Raw genomic sequence first — 14,167 nt, 5'->3', positions numbered from 1 at the left:
AGCCACCCCGACACCTGGCCCACCCTGTTCGAGCAGGACCTGCAGCAGGCCTTGCTGGCCGAGCTTGACCTGCGGCTGCAGCCGGTGCTGGGCATGATCGAAGCGCTGGCCCAGGCGCCCGCGAAGCCGCATTGAATTGAATCCATGAACAGCCCTTCCCTGAACCGTTTGTTTTTCACCGCCGCCTTCGTCCTGGGCCTGCTGGCCATCGCCTGGGTGGGCGCGGGTTTTGTCGGCTCCAGCCTTTTCGCGCTCGCCATGACCGCGGTCATCGGCGCGGTCTACCTGCTGGGCGCGCAGGAGATCCGGCGCTACCGGCAGACCACCGCCTCGCTCGCCGAGGCGCTGGCCAACGTGCCGCAGCCGCTCGCCACGCTGGGCGACTGGCTCGCGCGCGTGCCGCCCGGCCTGCAGAACGCCGTGCGCCAGCGCATCGAGGGCGAGCGCGGCGCGCTGCCCGGCCTGGCGCTCACGCCCTACCTGATCGGCCTGCTGGTGATGCTGGGCATGCTGGGCACCTTCCTCGGCATGGTGGTCACCTTCAAGGGCGTGGTGTTCACGCTCGAAGGCTCGGCCGACCTGCAGGCCATCCGCTCGGCGCTGGCCGCGCCCATCAAGGGCCTGGGCCTGGCCTTCGGCACCTCGGTGGTCGGCGTGGCCACCTCGGCCATGCTGGGCCTGATGTCCGCCATCGCCCGGCGCGAGCGCGCCGACGTGGCTCGCCAGCTCGAAGCCCACACCGCCACCGTGTTCCGCCCGTTCTCGCTGGCCCACCAGCGCCAGGCCACCTTCGACGCCCTGCAGCAGCAGGCCGGTGCGCTGCCCGCCGTGGTGAACCAGCTGCAGGCGCTCATGGCGCAGCTCGAACGCCGCAGCCAGCAGATGGACGAGCAGCTGCTGACCCGCCAGACCCAGTTCCACCAGGCGGCGAGCGAGGCCTACCAGGGCCTGGCGACATCCGTGGAGCGGTCGCTCAAGGACAGCGTGAGCGCCAGCGCCCAGGCCGCCGGTGAGAGCCTGCGGCCCGTGGTGGACAGCGCCAAGGGCACCATCGCGCTGATGGCGCAGATCGAGCAGCGCGGCCAGCAACTGGACGAACAGCTGCTGGCGCGGCAGACGCAGTTCCACCGGGAGGCCAGCGAGGCCTACCAGGGCCTGGCGAACTCGGTCGAGAAGACGCTCAAGGACAGCCTGAGCGCCAGCGCCCGCGCGGCCGGCGAGAGCCTGCAGCCGGTGGTGGAGAACGCCATGGGCGCGCTCGCGCGGGAGTCGACGCAACTGCACGAGCGCGTGAGCGCGGCGGTGCAGGCGCAGATGAACCAGCTCTCCGAGCGCTTCGGCGCCACCGCGGGCACCGTGGCCGACGGCTGGACGGTGGCCCTGCAGCAGCACGCCCACACCAGCGAACAGCAGGCGCAGGGCCTGGACCGCGCGCTCACCGCCTTCACCACCAGCTTCGAACAGCGTTGCGCCGCGCTGATCACCGGCGTGCAGGAAACCGTGAGCCGCTCGCACGCCGAGCAGACCACGGCCGACCAGCAGCAGCACGCCGCGTGGGCGCAGACCTTGCAGACCCTGGCGGCCACACTGCAAAACGAATGGCGACAGCTCGGCGCGCAGACCCTGGCCCAGCAACAGACCGTGGCACAGACGCTGGAACAGACCGCGACCCTCTGGCGTGACGAACTCGCCAGCCTGCGCCGCGAAGAAGCCGCGCGCGACCAGGCCAGCGCGCAGCGCGTGGGCGAGCTGCAGGCTTCGCTGAACGACCAGGTGGCCACCCACCTCGCGACGCTGGGCACCGCGCTCGAAGCGCCGATGGCGCGCCTGCTGGACACCGCCGCCGAGGCGCCCAAGGCCGCGGCCGAGGTGATCGCCCAGCTGCGCCAGGAGATGAGCCAGCTCACCGCGCGCGACAACACGGCGCTGCAGGAACGCGCCGCGCTCATGCAAAACATCGACGCGCTGCTGCAGTCCGTGCAGCAGGCCACGGGCGAACAGCGCGCCGCCGTCGAATCGCTCGTCACCTCCGCCGGCGCGGTGCTCGACCAGGTGGGGCGCCAGTTCGCCGACACCGTGGGCGTGCAGGCCGTGCGCGCCGAAGAGGTGGCCGCGCAGGTCAACGGCAGTGCCATCGAACTCGCCGCCCTGGGCGAGGCCTTCGGCCACGGCGTGCAGCTCTTCAGCACCACCAACGAGAAGCTGATCGAGAACCTGCAGCGCATCGAAAGCGCCGTCACGCAGTCCATGGCGCGCAGCGACGAACAGCTGGCCTACTACGTGGCGCAGGCGCGCGAGGTGATCGACCTCAGCATCAGCTCGCAGCAAGGCATCGTGGAAGACCTGCGCCGCCTGCGCGAGCCGCGGCCCGCCGAGAAGAAGGCCGCGTGATGATCGGCCTGGACGACCGCCACATCGAGGACGAGGACGGCACCGACCACACCGCGCCGGTGTGGGCCGTGTTCGGCGATCTCATGTCCGGCCTGGTGGGCGCCTTCGTGCTCATCCTGGTCGGCGTGCTCGTGGTGCAGATGGACCTGGTGGCCAGCCTGCAGGCCGAGGTGCAGAAGCGCCAGCAGGAAGAGCAGCGCCGCATGGCCCTGGAAAAAGCCCTGGCCATTCCGCTGCAGAACGGCCGTGTGACGCTGGACAACGGCCGCATCGGCATCAGCGGCAGCGTGCTGTTCGCGCTCAACTCCGACGAGCTGCGCCCCGAAGGCCGGCAGATCCTGCAGAGCCTGGTGCCGCCGCTGCAGGTCTACCTGGGCGAGCGCGACGAGATGCTGATGGTCAGCGGCTTCACCGACGACCGCCCGGTGCAGGCCACCAACCAGCGCTTCGCCGACAACCTCGAACTCTCGGCCCAGCGCGCGCTCACCGTCACGCGCGCGCTGATCCAGGAAGGCATGCCGCCGCAGCGCGTGTTCAGCGCGGCCTTCGGCGCCGAGCAGCCCGTGGCCTCCAACGGCAGCGAGAAGGGCCGCGCGCTCAACCGCCGCGTGGAGATGGCGCCCGTGCCCAAGACGGCGCCGACCCCGAAGCCCTGAGATGAGCCACGACGCCGACGCCGTGCACGCCCATTACCTGGCCGCCCTGGCGCGCCGCCTGGAGGCCGCGCCCGAGGCCGTGCAACGCCTGCTGCGCGCGAAGCTGCCGGTGGTGGCGCCCGCCGAAGAGCTTGCCCAGGACACGGTGGCGCCCGCCGCACCGCCCCGGCGCCCGCGCGCGCCACCGCCCAAGCCGCTCACCCCGCTGGGCCGGCTCCATCAGCACATCGCCACCGCCACGCAGGCGCCGGGCACCGCCGCGGGCCGCCCCGAACTGCGCAGCGCGCAGGCGTTTCGCGAAACCTGGTCGCGCCTGTGCGCCGAGGACGAGGTGGTGCAGGCCGTGCAGCGCGGTCCCGAAAACGCCGGCCCGCTCAACTCGCACATGCTGGTGTTGCGCACCCTGGGCCTGCTGCGCGAACTCTCGCCGGACTACCTGCGCCGTTTCATGGCGCACGCCGACACCCTGCTGTGGCTGGAGCAGGCGAGCGCCCAGCTCAAGCAGCCGGCCGGCAAGCCCAAGGCGGCGCGGCAGAAGAAATGAACGCCATGACCCACCCCGTGCCCGCCGGGATCGCCGGACAACTCGCGGCCACCCGCGCCGTGCTGGAGCGCCACCTCGGCGACCGGCTGGAGGCGATCCACCTGTTCGGCTCGGCCCTGGACGGTGGACTGCAAATCTTCAGCGACGTGGACCTGATGGTCACGGTGAGCGCGCCCCTGGCCGAGCCGGTGCGCCGCGCGCTGATGGTGGATCTGCTGTCCGTCTCCGCGCCACCCGGCACCGAGGGACCGCTGCGCGCGCTCGAAGTCACGGTGCTCGCGCGCGGCGACGTGGTGCCCTGGCGGCATCCCGCGCGGCGCGAACTGCAGTTCGGCGAATGGCTGCGCGACGACCTGTTGGCCGGCACCACCGAGCCCGCCATGGAGGACCACGACCTGGCGATCCTGCTGAGCAAGCTGCGGCAACACAGCGTTGCGCTGATGGGGCCGCCCGCGGCCGAGCTGTTCGAGCCCGTGCCTCCTGCCGATTTCGCGCAGGCGCTGCTCGACACCGTGGCGCAGTGGAACGAGGCGCCCGACTGGGTGGGCGACGAACGCAACGTGGTGCTCGCCCTGGCGCGCATCTGGTTCAGCGCGGTCACCGGCGGGATTGCCTCCAAGGACACCGCCGCCACTTGGGCGCTCGAGCGCCTGCCCGAAAGGCATCGGCCTGTCCTGGCCAAGGCGCGCTCGGCCTACCTGGGCCACGCGCGAGACGATCTGGCCGAACACGCGGAAGGCGTGGCGGCGTTCGTGCGGCATGTCCGGGCCGAGATCGAGCGCGTGGGTTCGACGGATTGAGCCTACGCCCACTGTGCCGATCAAATCCGCCTATATTTTTCACCCATGAACCTGCCCGCATCGCCCATTGCCGGGGTCGCCAGCCCGACCTCGATCGACAAGAAAAAGATCAAATTCCTGCTGCTGGAGGGCGTGCACCCCTCTGCGGTGGAGGTGCTGCGTGCCGCTGGCTACAGCCAGATCGAGAGCCTGCCCGGCGCGCTGCCCGAGGACGAGCTCAAGCACCGGATCGCCGACGTGCATTTCCTGGGCATCCGTTCCCGCACCCAGCTGACCGCCGAGGTGCTGGCCCATGCCCAGCGGTTGGCGGCGGTGGGGTGCTTCTGCATCGGCACCAACCAGGTCGACCTGAGCGCGGCCAGCGCGCGGGGCGTGGCGGTGTTCAATGCGCCGTTCTCCAACACCCGGTCGGTGGCCGAGCTGGTGCTGGCCGAGGCGATTCTGCTGATGCGCGGCATCCCCGAGAAAAACGCGGTGTCCCACCGGGGTGGCTGGCTCAAATCGGCCAGCCATTCCTACGAGATCCGGGGCAAGACGCTGGGCATCGTGGGGTATGGCTCCATTGGCGCGCAGTTGTCGGTGCTGGCGGAAGCGCTGGGCATGCAGGTGGTGTTTTTCGATGTGGCCACCAAGCTGCCGATGGGCAACGCGCGCCAGGTGCCGAGCCTGGCCGATGTGTTGAGACAGGCCGACGTGGTGAGCCTGCACGTGCCGGAAACCGCCGCGACGCAATGGATGATCGGTGCGGCCGAACTGGCCCTGATGAAAGCCGAGGCGGTGCTGATCAATGCGGCGCGCGGCCAGGTGGTGGTGATCGAAGCCCTGGCCGAAGCCATTCGGCAGAAGCGCCTGCTGGGTGCGGCGATCGATGTGTTTCCCCAGGAGCCCCGCAGCAACGACGACCTCTTCGAGTCGCCGTTGCGGGGTCTGGACAACGTGATTCTGACGCCGCACATCGGCGGCTCGACGAAGGAGGCGCAGGAAAGCATCGGCGTGGAGGTGGCGGCCAAGCTGGTGAAGTACAGCGACAACGGCACCACGACCTCGTCGGTCAACTTCCCCGAGGTGGCGCTGCCGGCCCACCCCGGGCATCACCGACTGCTGCATGTGCACCAGAACGTGCCGGGCGTCATGTCCCGCATCAACCAGGTGTTCTCCGACAACCACATCAACATTGCCGGGCAGTTCCTGCAGACCCGGGGCGAGGTGGGCTATGTCGTGATCGATGTCGATGCGGCTTATTCGGACATCGCGCTGGCCCGCCTGCTCGATGTGCCGGGCACGCTGCGTTGCCGCGTGCTGTTCTGATACTGGCCCGGCGCCTGGCCCACATGGCGGCTGAAGGCGGTGCTGAAGCTGCTGGCCGAGCCGTAGCCCACGCGCTCGGCCACCTCGACCAACGCCATGCCGTCGCGGCGCAGCAGGTCCTTGGCCAGCGCCATGCGCCAGGCCAGCAGGTATTCCATGGGGCGCAGACCGACGGCGCGTGAGAAGCGGTCGAAGAAGGCCGAGCGCGACAGCGCCGCCTGCCGGGCGAGTTCGTCCACCGTCCAGGCGCGCGCGGGCTCGCCGTGCAGGAGGCGCATCGCCGCCGCCAGCCGCGCATCGGCCAGGCCGCGCAGCAAGCCGGGTGGGGCGCCTTCGCCGGTGGTGGAGCGCAGCGCCTCGATCAGCAGCACCTCCACCAGCCGGCCCAGCACCAGCTCGCGGCCGGCGCGCTGTTCGGTCGATTCCTCTCGCACCAGCCGCACCAGCACCGAGAGCCGCTCGATGCCGCGCACGTGCAACAAAGCGGGCAGCAGCGAGACCAGCAGGGCCGCGTCGGGCGAGCCGAAGGCGAAGTAACCGCCGAGCATGCGCACGTCCGGCGGGCCGTCGGGCCGGCCGTGGCGCAGGTCGCCCTGGGCGCCGGCCGCCTGCAGGGCGTCGATCGCCACCGGCTCCACCGGCTCGAAACCCGAGAGCGTGAAGCCCGGCGTGGCCGGCATCAACACGAAATCGCCCGCTTCCAGGGTGATGGGTTCCTGGCCCTGGACGGCGAGCAGGCAGCGGCCCTCGAGCAGGGTGCAGAAGCTGGGCTGCCCGAAGGCCGAGTAGCGCACGCCCCAGGCGCCGGCGCCGCTGATCACTTTCGAGAACACCGCGCGGGGCCGCAGCAAGGCGATGACGTCGGCAAGTGGATCCACCATGATTGGACTTTGGCGAATGATTGATGGACTTTTGATTCTAGTAAGTCCGTTTTTGTCGCGATATCGTGGCGACCTTCTCCACTTCATTTGCAAGGATCTCTCCATGAAAACCGTTCTGATCACCGGCTGCTCGTCTGGCTACGGCCTCGAAACCGCGCGCCACTTTCTCGCCCAGGGCTGGCACGTGGTGGCCACCATGCGCACGCCGCGCTGGGACCTGCTGCCGGCCTCGGAGCGCCTGACCGTCCTGCCGCTGGACGTGACCGACCCGGCCAGCATCGCCAGCGCCCTGCAGGCCGCCGGGCCCATCGACGTGCTGGTGAACAACGCCGGCCTGGGCCTGTTCGGGGCCTTCGAGGCCACGCCCCTGGCCACGGTGCGCGAGATCTTCGAGGCCAACACCTTCGGCACCATGGCGATGACGCAGGCGGTGCTGCCGCAGTTCCGCGAACGCCGCGCCGGGCGGGTGGTCAACGTCACCTCCAGCGCCACGCTCGCGCCCATGCCGCTGGTGGCGGCCTACACCGCGAGCAAGACCGCCATCGAGGGCTTCACCGCCTCGCTCGCGCACGAGCTGCAGGCCTTCAACGTGCGCGTGAAGCTGGTCGAGCCGGGTTACGCGCCCACCACGCGCTTCACCGAGAACGGCGCGCAGCGCATGCAGGGGCTGATCCCCGAGGCCTACGCGCCCTATGCGCAGAGTGTCTTCGCCAGCCTGGGCTCGGCCTCGGCCTTCACGGTGGAGTCGGACGTGGCCGAGGCCGTGTGGCTGGCCGCGAACGACGCCTCACCCCGGCTGCATTACCCGGCGGGCGCGGACGCGGTGGCGCTGGCCCGGCAGGCCGCCTGACGCGCGCCCGGTGCGGCTCACTCCGCCTCGATGCCGGCGGCCTTGATGACGCGGCCCCACATGTCGGTCTCGCTGGCCTGGAACTTCACCAGCTCGGCCGGTGAGGTGGGGAACACCTCGCCGCCGCTGCCGGCGAAGAACTGGCGCACGGCCTGGCTCTCGATGGCCTTGTGCAACAGCTCGTTGAGCCGCGTCACCACCGGCGCCGGGGTGCCGGCCGGCGCGTAGGCCGCGAACCAGTAACCCATGTCGTAGCCCTTCACGCCCGCTTCGGCGATGGTGGGCACGTCGGGCAGCGACGCCATGCGCCTGGCCGAGGTGACGCCCAGCGCACGCACCTTGCCGGTGGTGATCTGCGGCATGCCGGTCGAGGCGTCGGTGAACATCATGGTGATCTGCCCGCCGAGCAGGTCGGTGATGCCCATGGGGTTGCTGCGGTAGGGCACGTGCAGGATGTTGACGTTGGCCATCTGCTGGAACAGCTCGCCCGCCACGCGGCTGGACGAACTGCCGCTGCCGAAGGACAGCTTGCCCGGCGCCTGCTTCGCGGCGGCCAGCACGTCGGCCACGCTCTTGTAGGGCGCGTCCGCGCGCACGATCATGATCTGGCCGCCCTTGCCGATGCCGGTGATGGCGGCGAAGTCCTTCACCGGGTCGTAGGAGAGCTTCTTGTACAGGTGTTGGTTGGCCGCGTGCGTGGTGTTGGTGGTGATGAGCACGGTGTGGCCGTCCTTGGGCGCGTTGGCCGCGGCCTGGGCCGCGATCATGCCGCTGGCGCCGGCCTTGTTGTCCACCACCACCGGCTGCCCGGTCTGCTCGCTGACCGATTGGCCCAGCGCGCGCGCCAGGATGTCGGTGGCGCTGCCGGCGGCGAAGGGCACGATGAAGGTGATGGGCTTGGTGGTGAGCGAAGCCTGGGCGAAGGCGGCCGGCAGGGCCAGCAACGAGGCGAGCGCGACCACGGCGTGGCGGCGGGTGAAGGGGCTGTTGTTCATGTCTGTCTCCTGGGGTGGATGGTGAAGGAAGAAGCGCCTCAGCCCGAGGGGCCGTGCAGTTGGGAAACCAGGTGGGCGGGGACCTCGAGTTCGAGTTCCAGCAGATGGAAGGACAGGGCCTTGCCGTGGCTGTCCAGGTTCAGGGCGTCGTTGACACCGCCGTCGAGCACGTCGTCCAGCACGAAGTTCATCGCGTGCAGCCTGGGCAGCAGATGGCGCACCACCTGACTGGGCTGGCGGTACCGGAAATGCGCGGCGACGCGCTCGGCGGTGATCTGCGCCACGATCAAGGGGTAAAGCGCCTCGCTCCAGGCGATCACGCTGATGTTGGATCGGTTGCCCTTGTCGCCGGTGCGGCCGTGGGCGGCGCGCCAGAGGGGCACGGTGAGGACGGTGGGGCTCACTGGAGTACCTTCGCCCTGTGGGCTGCGGTGCGAGCTTGCTTGGGAGCGGCCCTGCGCTGCGCTCATGCGCCGTCTCCTTCGTCCAGCAGGCGAAAGCCGGTGGGCACCAGCGCGCGGTCCATGGGGCAGGAGGCGGTGCCCAGGGTGGGGCGCAGCGCGGTGCGCACGCCACCACCACCCGCCGGGCCGCAGGTGTAGAGCGCCGTCACCTCGCGCATCAGCCGCTGCGCCATGGCCTTGTCCGCGTGGCGCGTGGCCACGCGCAAGCGCACGTCGGTGGCCGAGCCGGGATCGGTGTGCTGCAGCCAGCGGCCCTGGTCGTCGGCCAGCACGCTGGCCACGCCGATCAGGTCGATGCGCAGCGGGCCCAGCCCGTTCAGGCGCTGGGTGAGCACCTCGGCGGCAAGCCTGGCGCGCTGCTCCGCGCGCACGCCGGCGTAGGAGATCTCGCCCTCGGCCAGCCAGCCGCTCTCGAAGCACACGTTCACCTTCAGCGTGTCCGGCCGCCCATGGCCGCGCACGCCGCTGAGCCGCACCCGGTCCCGGCCTACCTGTTCGACGCGGGCCTCGGTGATGTCGGCCACCACATCGGGCGTGAGGTAGGCGCGCGGGTCGTGCACCTCGTAGAGCAGCTGTTCCTTGACGGTGTGCCCGTCCACCATGCCACCGGTGCCCTCGGGTTTGAAGACCGTGCAGTTGCCGTCCTGCGCGATGGCCGCAATGGGGTAGCCCACTCGCGCCAGGTCCGGCACGTCCTTCACGCCGGGGTCGGCGTAGTAACCGCCCGTGACCTGCGCGCCGCACTCCAGCAGGTGGCCGGCCATGGTGGCGCCCGCGATCCGGTCCCAGTCGTCCAGGGCCCAGCCATGGTGGGCCAGGGCCGGTCCGAGCACCAGGGACGGGTCGGCGACGCGGCCGGTCACCACCACGTCGGCGCCCGCGCGCAGCGCATCGGCGATGGGCTGCGCGCCGATGTAGGCGTTGGCGCTGATGACGGCGCGGCCCGCCAGCTGTGCCGCCAGGTCGGCGGACATCAGCGTGTCCGCCACGCGGTGGGCCACGTCGTCGCCGTGCACCACCGCCACGCGGGGTTCGCGCAGGCCCAGGGAGCGCGCGATGGCCTGGATGCGCCGGCCCGCGCCGAGCGGGTTGGCCGCGCCGAAGTTGCTCACGATGGGAATGCGGTGCGCCAGGCAGCGCGCGAGCACGGGCCGCACCAGCTCGTCCAGCATCGGCTCGAAGCCGCCGTCCGGGTCCTGCAGCCGCGCCAGTTGCGCCAGCGCCAGCGTGCGCTCGGCCAGGGTTTCGAAGATCAGGCAGGCCGGGCCGCCGGTCTGGATGAGCGCATCGACCACCGGCCCGGCGGCGTCGGTGCGGTCGCCGGAGAAGCCGGCGGCCGAACCCACGTGAATCACCGTTGTGTTTGCCATGCCGCGCACTGTAGGCGCCGGGCACTCATCCTGTGAAACTCAAACTTCAGATATATTGATCTGAAATGCAGATCAATCTGTCCACCCGCGAACTGCGTGCCTTCGTGGCGCTGGCCGAGCAGCGCAACTTCACCCGCGCGGCCTCGCTGTGCCACCTGTCCCAGCCCGCGTTCTCCGCGCTCATCCAGTCGCTGGAAGCCAACCTGGGTGGCCGCCTGTTCGAGCGCACCACGCGCCACGTGGAACTCACCGCCGAGGGCGAGGCCTTTCTGGACGCCGCGTTGCGCCTGCTCAAGGACGCCGACACCGCCATCGAAGGGGTGCGCGACCATGTGGCGCGGCGCCGGGGCCGGGTGGCGATCGCCATCCTGCCCTCGCTCGCGGCGGGCTGGTTGCCGCCCCTGCTCGCGCGCTTCCACCAAGCCCACCCCGGCATCGAACTCGATGTGGCCGACGTGCTGTCCGACGAATGCCTGGAGCGGGTGCGCGCCGGCCGGGCGGACTTCGCCCTGGCCTCATCGCGCACCGACGCGGCCGAGCTGCACACCGAGCGCTTCTGCTCGGACGATTTCCATGTGGTGTTTCCCGAAGGCCACGCGCTCGCGGCCGGTGCGGGTGCGGTGCGCCTGGCCGAGTTGCATGCCTTCCCGATGGTGCAGCTGGCCCGCTCCAGCAGCGTGCGCCAGTACGTCGAGGCCGCGATCTACCCGCACCGCATGCGCACGGTGATGGAGCTGGAGCAGCTCAGCACCGTGGCCGGCATGGTGCGCGCGGGCCTGGGCATCACCATCGTGCCCTCGCTCACGCTGTTCCACTTCGAGCAGCCCGGCCTGGGCGCGCGCCAGATCAAGTCGGCCGGGCTGAAGCGGCAGGTGTTCCTGGTGCGCCGCGCGGACCGCGCGCTGTCCTCGGCGGCGCAGGGGCTTCACAGCCTGCTGATGAAGCACCGGCCCTGAGCCGGTGTTCCCCGAGGTGGCTTCCGAACTTTCCGGACGATGGGGGCACTTAGCGGCCCATGATCAACCGTTCCCAAGATTCTTTCGTGCATTCCAGCAGCGTCGGCTGGCCCAGCAACTCCTCGCTCAGCGCCGACGACGTGCGGATGGACAAGCGGTCCACGCTGGCCGTGCACCAGCTGTTCTTCGACCAGTTGAACCACGTCGCCAACCTGGGCAGGGGCCCGCTCAAGGGCCATTGGTTCAAGGGCATCGACAGTGGCGATGAAAGCGCCATCCGCGAAAGCATGGACGCCGCGCTGTCGCAGAACAAGTGGGCCGCCGTTCAAACACTCCATCTGTATGCCAGGGCGCTCAGAGAGCACCAGACGACGGGCTCCTGCTGCCTTTCCCACACCGACCGGATTCAGAAGCTGATTGCGCTGCGCCTGACCAGTGAAGACGTGTGGCGCGAGCTGAGCACGATCGATCTTTCGCGTGGTGTGAACGTCATCGGCGACCAGAACAACGTGAACGTCGGTGGCGACCACAACACCGTGAATGTCATCGGCCACAGCAACCAGGTGACCGTCAACGGCCACCACAATCAAGTGGCCCGCACCAACCCCATCGATGCCTGGACATCGGCCCACAACGCCAACGTGTCCACGACGGCCAATCCCAACCATTCCGACGTTCTCGGCCTTCGCGAGAACGCCTTTCCCTGAGGCGGTCCGGTCAACCCAGCTCCGCCAGCCCCGGGTTGAACACCACTTCCCACAGGTGCCCGTCCGGGTCCTGGAAGTGGCCGGCATAGCCGCCGTAGAAGGTCTCTTGCGCGGGCTTGACGATGCGCGCGCCGGCTTCGGTGGCCTGCCGCATCACGGCGTCCACCGCCTCGCGCGAGTCCACGTTGTGGCCCAGCGAGAGTTCCAGCGCGCTCGACGCCTGCGCGGTGGGCGAGAGCAGCGGCAAGCCGGTGTCGGCCGCCAGGCTGCGGCGCGGCCAGAGCGCGAGCTTCAGGCCGTTTTGCAGATTGAAGAAGGCCACGGCGCCGTTCTCGAACTCGGTGCCGATGATGCCCTTGGTGGCCAGGCCCAGGCCGTCGCGGTAGAAAGCCACCGCGCGTTCGAGGTCGTCCACGCCGAGGGTGATGACGGTGATGCGGGGCTTCATGGCCAGGGCTCCCTTCAGCGGCGCAGCTTGTAGCCGGTGCGGAACACCCACCAGATGAAACCCAGGCACAGCGCCATGAACACCAGCGTCATGCCCGTGCTCACGGCGATGTGCACGTCGGCCACGCCGTAGAAGGCCCAGCGGAAGCCGCTGATGAGGTAGACCACCGGGTTGACCAGCGAGACCGTCTGCCACAGCGGCGGCAGCATGTTGATGGAGTAGAACGCGCCGCCCAGGAAGGTCAGCGGCGTCACCACCAGCAGCGGGATCACCTGCAGCTTCTGGAAGTTGTCGGCCCACAGGCCGATGATGAAGCCGAACAGGCTGAAGGTGACGGCGGTGAGCAGCAGGAAGCCGAGCATCCACACCGGGTGCGCGATGTGGTACGGCACGAACACGCGCGCCGTGAGCAGGATCAGCAGGCCCAGCATCACGGACTTGGTGGCCGCCGCTCCCACGTACCCCAGCAGCACCTCGATCCACGACACCGGCGCGGACAGCAACTCGTAGATGGTGCCCGACCACTTGGGCATGTAGATGCCGAACGAGGCGTTGGAGATGCTCTCGCTCAGCAGCGAGAGCATGACCAGGCCAGGGATGATGAAGGCGCCGTAGGTGACGCCGTCGATGTCGCCCATGCGCGAGCCGATGGCCGTGCCGAAGACGATGAAATACAGCGAGGTGGTGAGCACCGGCGCGAGGATGCTTTGCGTGATGGTGCGGAAGGTGCGCGCCATCTCGAAGCGGTAGATGGCCTTGATGCCGTGGATGTTCAGGCTCATGCGCGGGCCTCCTGTTTCTTGTGGACGAGGCTCACGAAGATGTCTTCGAGCGAGCTTTCACTGGACTGCAGGTCTTTGAAGTCGATGCCCTGCGCGTGCAGCGTGCGCAGCAGTTCGGCGATGCCGGTTTCGTCCTTCTGGGTGTCGAAGGTGTAGGTGAGCGTGTGGCCGGCGCCGGAGAGTTCGAGCGGCCAGCGCGCGAGCGCCTCGGGCACGCGCTCCAGCGGGTGCTGCAGCGTGAGCACCAACTGCTTCTTGCCGAGCTTGCGCATCAGCACGTCCTTGTCTTCCACCACGATGAGTTCGCCCTGGTTGATGACGCCGATGCGGTCGGCCATGTCCTCGGCTTCCTCGATGTAGTGCGTGGTCAGGATGATGGTGGTGCCGCGGTCGCGCAGCTCGCGCACCATGCGCCACATGTCGTGCCGCAGCTCCACGTCCACGCCCGCGCTGGGCTCGTCGAGGAACAGGATCTTGGGCTCGTGCGACAGCGCCTTGGCGATCAGCACGCGCCGCTTCATGCCACCCGAGAGCGTGAGGATCTTGTTGTCCTTCTTGTCCCAGAGCGAGAGATCGCGCAGCACCTTCTCGATGTAGACCGGGTCGGGCGCCTTGCCGAACAGGCCCCGGCTGAAGCTCACCGTGGCCCAGACGGATTCGAAGGCGTCGGTGTGCAGTTCCTGCGGCACCAGGCCGATGGCGGCGCGCGCCGCGCGGTAGTCGCGCACGGTGTCGTGCCCGTCGGCGATCACCACGCCCTCGCTCGCATTCGCAATGCCGCAGACGATGCTGATGAGCGTGGTCTTGCCCGCGCCGTTGGGGCCGAGCAGGGCGAAGATCTCGCCCCGGCGGATGTCGAGATCGACGCGCTTGAGTGCCTGGAAACCGCCCGCGTAGGTCTTGCTCACGCCGCGCACGGACACGATGGGGTCGGCGGTGTTCACCGCCTGGGAAGAAAGGGACATGGAGCCTCCTGAAGCGCCACACTCTAGCACTGTTTTTGTGTACAGTGGTC

Annotated in this window: 16 protein-coding genes; 9 read left to right on the top strand and 7 right to left on the bottom strand. The window is 69.5% G+C overall.

Annotated elements, in window-relative coordinates:
• The 6 genes from AC3WPZ_RS11215 to serA form a co-directional block, all read left to right on the top strand.
• Window positions 1–135: DUF3348 family protein (locus AC3WPZ_RS11215; RefSeq protein ID WP_492439587.1), on the top strand; the 135-nt coding region annotated here is incomplete at its 5' end.
• Window positions 136–144: 9 nt separating this feature from the next.
• Window positions 145–2,391: a DUF802 domain-containing protein gene (locus tag AC3WPZ_RS11210; RefSeq protein WP_492439581.1), complete on the top strand. Its 2,247-nt coding sequence runs from the start codon at window positions 145–147 to the stop codon at window positions 2,389–2,391.
• Window positions 2,391–3,047: an OmpA family protein gene (locus AC3WPZ_RS11205; RefSeq protein WP_492439585.1), complete on the top strand. Its 657-nt coding sequence runs from the start codon at window positions 2,391–2,393 to the stop codon at window positions 3,045–3,047. Before AC3WPZ_RS11210 ends, AC3WPZ_RS11205 begins: the two co-directional genes overlap by 1 nt.
• A gap of 1 nt (window position 3,048) precedes the next feature.
• The gene (locus AC3WPZ_RS11200) at window positions 3,049–3,591 is read left to right on the top strand and encodes a DUF2894 domain-containing protein (RefSeq protein WP_382328797.1); all 543 of its coding nucleotides are present in this window, start codon (window positions 3,049–3,051) and stop codon (window positions 3,589–3,591) included.
• Between the two features lie 5 nt (window positions 3,592–3,596).
• Complete coding sequence (locus AC3WPZ_RS11195; RefSeq protein ID WP_492439579.1) at window positions 3,597–4,391, top strand: AadA family aminoglycoside 3''-O-nucleotidyltransferase; 795 nt, start codon at window positions 3,597–3,599, stop codon at window positions 4,389–4,391.
• Between the two features lie 45 nt (window positions 4,392–4,436).
• Window positions 4,437–5,699, top strand: coding sequence for a phosphoglycerate dehydrogenase (serA, locus tag AC3WPZ_RS11190; RefSeq protein ID WP_492439577.1), 1,263 nt, complete (start codon window positions 4,437–4,439; stop codon window positions 5,697–5,699).
• Here serA and AC3WPZ_RS11185 read toward each other — a convergent pair.
• Window positions 5,630–6,580 carry an AraC family transcriptional regulator gene (locus tag AC3WPZ_RS11185; protein ID WP_444688323.1) on the bottom strand — a complete coding sequence of 317 codons (951 nt, stop codon included), beginning with the start codon at window positions 6,578–6,580 and terminating at the stop codon, window positions 5,630–5,632. The two genes, serA and AC3WPZ_RS11185, sit on opposite strands and share 70 nt — an antisense overlap.
• A gap of 103 nt (window positions 6,581–6,683) precedes the next feature.
• Here AC3WPZ_RS11185 and AC3WPZ_RS11180 point away from each other — a divergent pair, with 103 nt between their 5' ends.
• The gene (locus AC3WPZ_RS11180; protein ID WP_444688322.1) at window positions 6,684–7,430 is read left to right on the top strand and encodes an SDR family oxidoreductase; all 747 of its coding nucleotides are present in this window, start codon (window positions 6,684–6,686) and stop codon (window positions 7,428–7,430) included.
• Window positions 7,431–7,447: 17 nt separating this feature from the next.
• Here the strand turns inward: AC3WPZ_RS11180 and AC3WPZ_RS11175 are convergent, their stop codons facing one another.
• The 3 genes from AC3WPZ_RS11175 to AC3WPZ_RS11165 form a co-directional block, all read right to left on the bottom strand.
• Window positions 7,448–8,425 carry a Bug family tripartite tricarboxylate transporter substrate binding protein gene (locus AC3WPZ_RS11175; protein WP_492439575.1) on the bottom strand — a complete coding sequence of 326 codons (978 nt, stop codon included), beginning with the start codon at window positions 8,423–8,425 and terminating at the stop codon, window positions 7,448–7,450.
• Window positions 8,426–8,463: 38 nt separating this feature from the next.
• Entirely contained in the window at window positions 8,464–8,829 is a 366-nt protein-coding gene (locus tag AC3WPZ_RS11170; protein ID WP_492439583.1) for an AtuA-related protein, read from the bottom strand.
• A 62-nt stretch (window positions 8,830–8,891) separates the two neighbouring features.
• The gene (locus AC3WPZ_RS11165) at window positions 8,892–10,259 is read right to left on the bottom strand and encodes an acyclic terpene utilization AtuA family protein (RefSeq protein ID WP_492439573.1); all 1,368 of its coding nucleotides are present in this window, start codon (window positions 10,257–10,259) and stop codon (window positions 8,892–8,894) included.
• Between the two features lie 65 nt (window positions 10,260–10,324).
• On the opposite strand from AC3WPZ_RS11165, the gene AC3WPZ_RS11160 reads away from it, so the two are divergent.
• Window positions 10,325–11,215: a LysR family transcriptional regulator gene (locus AC3WPZ_RS11160; protein ID WP_382323538.1), complete on the top strand. Its 891-nt coding sequence runs from the start codon at window positions 10,325–10,327 to the stop codon at window positions 11,213–11,215.
• Window positions 11,216–11,301: 86 nt separating this feature from the next.
• Window positions 11,302–11,922 (top strand): hypothetical protein, encoded by a 621-nt coding sequence (locus AC3WPZ_RS11155; RefSeq protein ID WP_492439571.1) that lies wholly within the window; start codon window positions 11,302–11,304, stop codon window positions 11,920–11,922.
• Window positions 11,923–11,932: 10 nt separating this feature from the next.
• Here AC3WPZ_RS11155 and AC3WPZ_RS11150 read toward each other — a convergent pair whose 3' ends face one another.
• The 3 genes from AC3WPZ_RS11150 to AC3WPZ_RS11140 are packed head-to-tail and all read right to left on the bottom strand — an operon-like array spanning window position 11,933 to window position 14,117.
• Window positions 11,933–12,370, bottom strand: a complete 438-nt coding sequence (locus AC3WPZ_RS11150; RefSeq protein WP_444688318.1) for a VOC family protein — start codon at window positions 12,368–12,370, stop codon at window positions 11,933–11,935.
• A gap of 14 nt (window positions 12,371–12,384) precedes the next feature.
• Window positions 12,385–13,146 (bottom strand): ABC transporter permease, encoded by a 762-nt coding sequence (locus AC3WPZ_RS11145; RefSeq protein WP_291116570.1) that lies wholly within the window; start codon window positions 13,144–13,146, stop codon window positions 12,385–12,387.
• A 2-nt stretch (window positions 13,147–13,148) separates the two neighbouring features.
• Window positions 13,149–14,117, bottom strand: a complete 969-nt coding sequence (locus tag AC3WPZ_RS11140; RefSeq protein ID WP_382160600.1) for an ABC transporter ATP-binding protein — start codon at window positions 14,115–14,117, stop codon at window positions 13,149–13,151.
• Window positions 14,118–14,167: the final 50 nt, after the last annotated feature.

The sequence above is a fragment of the Hydrogenophaga sp. FW305-3-2-15-A-LB1 genome (assembly GCF_058787875.1).
Note: the sequence above shows the minus strand (reverse complement) of the source record. Positions and strands in the feature narration are given on the sequence as shown.

Bases quoted from the DNA above. Each gene is read 5' to 3' on its own strand.
- AC3WPZ_RS11150 (WP_444688318.1), bottom strand. From the start codon at position 12,370: ATGAAGCCCCGCATCACCGTCATCACCCTCGGCGTGGACGACCTCGAA.
- AC3WPZ_RS11175 (WP_492439575.1), bottom strand. From the start codon at position 8,425: ATGAACAACAGCCCCTTCACCCGCCGCCACGCCGTGGTCGCGCTCGCC.
- AC3WPZ_RS11160 (WP_382323538.1), top strand. From the start codon at position 10,325: ATGCAGATCAATCTGTCCACCCGCGAACTGCGTGCCTTCGTGGCGCTG.
- AC3WPZ_RS11185 (WP_444688323.1), bottom strand. From the start codon at position 6,580: ATGGTGGATCCACTTGCCGACGTCATCGCCTTGCTGCGGCCCCGCGCG.
- AC3WPZ_RS11205 (WP_492439585.1), top strand. From the start codon at position 2,391: ATGATCGGCCTGGACGACCGCCACATCGAGGACGAGGACGGCACCGAC.
- serA (WP_492439577.1), top strand. From the start codon at position 4,437: ATGAACCTGCCCGCATCGCCCATTGCCGGGGTCGCCAGCCCGACCTCG.
- AC3WPZ_RS11140 (WP_382160600.1), bottom strand. From the start codon at position 14,117: ATGTCCCTTTCTTCCCAGGCGGTGAACACCGCCGACCCCATCGTGTCC.
- AC3WPZ_RS11180 (WP_444688322.1), top strand. From the start codon at position 6,684: ATGAAAACCGTTCTGATCACCGGCTGCTCGTCTGGCTACGGCCTCGAA.
- AC3WPZ_RS11195 (WP_492439579.1), top strand. From the start codon at position 3,597: ATGACCCACCCCGTGCCCGCCGGGATCGCCGGACAACTCGCGGCCACC.
- AC3WPZ_RS11165 (WP_492439573.1), bottom strand. From the start codon at position 10,259: ATGGCAAACACAACGGTGATTCACGTGGGTTCGGCCGCCGGCTTCTCC.
- AC3WPZ_RS11210 (WP_492439581.1), top strand. From the start codon at position 145: ATGAACAGCCCTTCCCTGAACCGTTTGTTTTTCACCGCCGCCTTCGTC.
- AC3WPZ_RS11200 (WP_382328797.1), top strand. From the start codon at position 3,049: ATGAGCCACGACGCCGACGCCGTGCACGCCCATTACCTGGCCGCCCTG.